The sequence below is a fragment of the Streptosporangium sp. LJ11 genome, from assembly GCF_051918945.1.
Taxonomy (GTDB): domain Bacteria; phylum Actinomycetota; class Actinomycetes; order Streptosporangiales; family Streptosporangiaceae; genus Streptosporangium.
Map to the genome: position 1 here is coordinate 1 of NZ_JBPXMB010000076.1, position 3,206 is coordinate 3,206.

The 3,206-nt window shown below is 71.1% G+C and carries 1 protein-coding gene; it reads left to right on the top strand.

The features are described 5' to 3' along the window. The coding region (locus tag ACTOQ3_RS43385; RefSeq protein WP_440089901.1) for a type I polyketide synthase at positions 1-3,206 on the top strand (3,206 nt) is incomplete at both ends.

The following is a 3,206-nucleotide window of genomic DNA, read 5'->3' on the forward strand; positions in this document are numbered from 1 at the left end:
GACGCGCTGGCCGAGCATCGCAGGTCGCGGGGACTGGCGGGAACCTCGCTGGCCTGGGGCCTGTGGGCGATCGGCGGGATGGCGGAGGAACTGACCGAGGCCGACGTACGCCGTATGGAGCGCATGGGTCTGAAGCCGCTGTCGGCTGCCGACGGGCTGGCGCTGTTCGACGCCGCTCTGCGCCACGACCGGCCGGCGCTGATCGCCGCGAGGTTCGCCCAGGGCAGGAACCCCGCCCGGACGGCACTGCCACGAGCGGGCATCCTCAACGGCCTCGCGGGACGGCTGGCCGCGATGGAGCGCGCGGAACGCCGGTCGGTCCTGTCCGACCTGGTGTGCCAGGAAGTGGCGACGGTGCTCGGGCACGCCTCGAAGGAGGCCGTCCAGCCGGATCGCGCCTTCCAGGACCTCGGCTTCGACTCCCTCACCGCGGTCGAGTTCAGGAACAGGCTCGGCACCGTCACCGGACTCCGGCTACCGGCCACACTGATCTTCGACTACCCGACCGCTCAAGCGGTGGCCGACTACGTGGGGGCGGAGCTGACCGGCGCCGCGTCCGCGATCGCGTCGGTCACGACGGCCAGGACGCCGGGCGACGACGAGCCGATCGCGATCGTGGGCATGGCTTGCCGCTACCCCGGCGGCGTGCTGTCGCCCGAGGGGCTGTGGGACCTCGTGGCCAGCGGTACGGACGCCATCTCCGAGTTCCCCGCCGACCGCGGCTGGGACATGGAGAGGATCTACAACCCGGACCCGGAGAACGAGGGCACCTCCTACGTGAAGCACGGCGGTTTCCTGTACGACGCCGCCGAGTTCGACCCCGGCTTCTTCGGGATCAGCCCGCGTGAGGCACTGACGATGGACCCGCAGCAGCGGCTGCTGCTGGAGGCGTCATGGGAGGCGCTGGAGCGGGCCGGTGTCAGTCCCGTCGGGCTGCGCGGCAGCCGGACGGGCGTGTTCGCCGGCTTGATGTACCACGACTACGGCCTCGGCGCCCCCGCCTCGACCAGCGGCGGAAGCCTGGTGTCCGGGCGGGTGTCCTACACCTTCGGGTTCGAGGGCCCCGCGATGACCGTGGACACGGCGTGCTCGTCGTCGCTGGTCGCGCTGCACCTGGCGGCGCAGGCGTTGCGCTCGGGTGAGTGTGATCTGGCCCTCGCGGGCGGTGTGACGGTGATGTCGACGCCCGGGACCTTCATCGAGTTCTCCCGCCAGCGCGGTCTGGCACCCGACGGCAGGTGCAAGTCCTTCGGCGACACGGCGAACGGCACCGCCTGGGGCGAGGGTGTCGGCGTGCTGCTGGTCGAGCGGCTGTCGGACGCGCGGCGCAACGGCCACCAGGTCCTCGCGATCGTACGGGGCAGTGCGGTCAACCAGGACGGTGCGAGCAACGGCCTGACCGCGCCGAACGGCCCGGCGCAGCAGCGGGTGATCCGCCAGGCGCTGGCCAGCGCGAACCTCTCGTCCGCTGACGTGGACGTGGTCGAGGCGCACGGCACGGGAACGGTGCTGGGCGACCCGATCGAGGCGCAGGCGTTGATCGCCACCTACGGTCAGGACCGGCCCGAGGACCGGCCGTTGTGGCTGGGGTCGTTGAAGTCGAACATCGGTCACACGCAGGCCGCCGCCGGTGTCGGTGGTGTGATCAAGATGGTGATGGCGATGCGGCACGGGACGCTGCCGCGGACCCTGCACGCCGAGGAGCGGTCGGGACACATCGACTGGTCGGCGGGTGCGGTGGAGCTGCTGACCGAGGCCCGTCCCTGGGATATCGAGGACCGCCCACGCCGGGCGGCCGTGTCGTCCTTCGGGATCAGCGGGACGAACGCACACGTGATCATCGAACAGGGGCCGGCGGAGCCCGAGGCCAAGATTGACGCCGTCGAGCTGCCGTTGACGCCCTGGCTGGTCTCGGCCAAGACCCCCCAGGCGCTTCGGGGGCAGGCTTCCCGGCTCGCGTCGTGGGTGGAGGAGCGGCCTGAGCTGAACCCGGCCGATGCGGCCTGGACGCTGGCGACGGGCCGGGCGCTGCTGGAGCAGCGCGCGGTGGTGGTCGGCGCCGACCAGGTCGAGCTACTGACCGGGCTGCGTGCCCTGGCCGACGGTACGACGCCGGGTGCCGCGGCCGGTGGCGGCAGGTTGGCGATGTTGTTCGCCGGTCAGGGCAGCCAGCGGGTGGGCATGGGCCGTGAGCTGGCCGCCGCGTTCCCGGTGTTCGCCGACGCCCTGGACGAGATCTATGCGCTGCTGCCGCACCCGGTGCGTGAGGCGATGTTCTCGGGCCCGGACGAGGTGTTGGCCGAGACCGGGATGACCCAGCCGGCGCTGTTCGCCTTCGAGGTCGCTCTGTATCGTCTGCTGGCCTCGCTGGGGGTGAGGCCGGATGTGCTGGTGGGTCACTCGGTGGGTGAGATCGCCGCCGCTCATGTGGCGGGGGTGCTGTCGCTGCCTGATGCGTGTGCGCTGGTTTCCGCGAGGGCGCGGTTGATGCAGGGGCTGCCGCAGGGTGGGGCGATGCTGGCCATCGCCGCTCCTGAGGCGGAGGTCCTTCCGCTGCTGGAGGGCCGCGAGGATGTGAGCATCGCGGCGGTGAACGGCCCGGCCTCGGTGGTGATCTCCGGTGACGAGAGTGCGGTGGAGGAGATCGCCGCCCTGACGAGTGCCCGCACTCGCAGGCTGCGGGTCTCGCATGCCTTCCACTCGCCGTTGATGGAGCCGATGCTCGCCGAGTTCGAGCAGATCGTCTCCGCTCTGACCTTCAGCGAGCCGGCCATCCCTGTCGTCTCCAACGTGACGGGCCGGCCCGCCGAGCCTGGCCTGCTGACCGACCCGGCGTACTGGGTGCGGCATGTGCGCGAGGCGGTGCGGTTCGCCGACGGGGTCACCGCCTGCCAGGCGAACGTGTTCGTGGAGATCGGACCAGATTCGACTCTGACCGCGCTGGCCCAGCAGAGCGTCGACGATGGTGTGTTCGTCGCGGTCGCGCGTAAGGACCGTGACGAGGCTCGGACGCTGGTCAGGGCTTTGGGGCAGTTGCAGGTTCGGGGTATCGCGGTTGATTGGGATGCCTTCTTCGCTCCGGCTCGGCCGGTGCGGGTGGATCTGCCGACCTACGCCTTCCAGCGGGAGCGGTTCTGGGTGGCGGCGCAGGCCGAGGCCGGGGACATGGACGCGGTTGGTTTGGAGGGGATCGATCACCCGCTGCT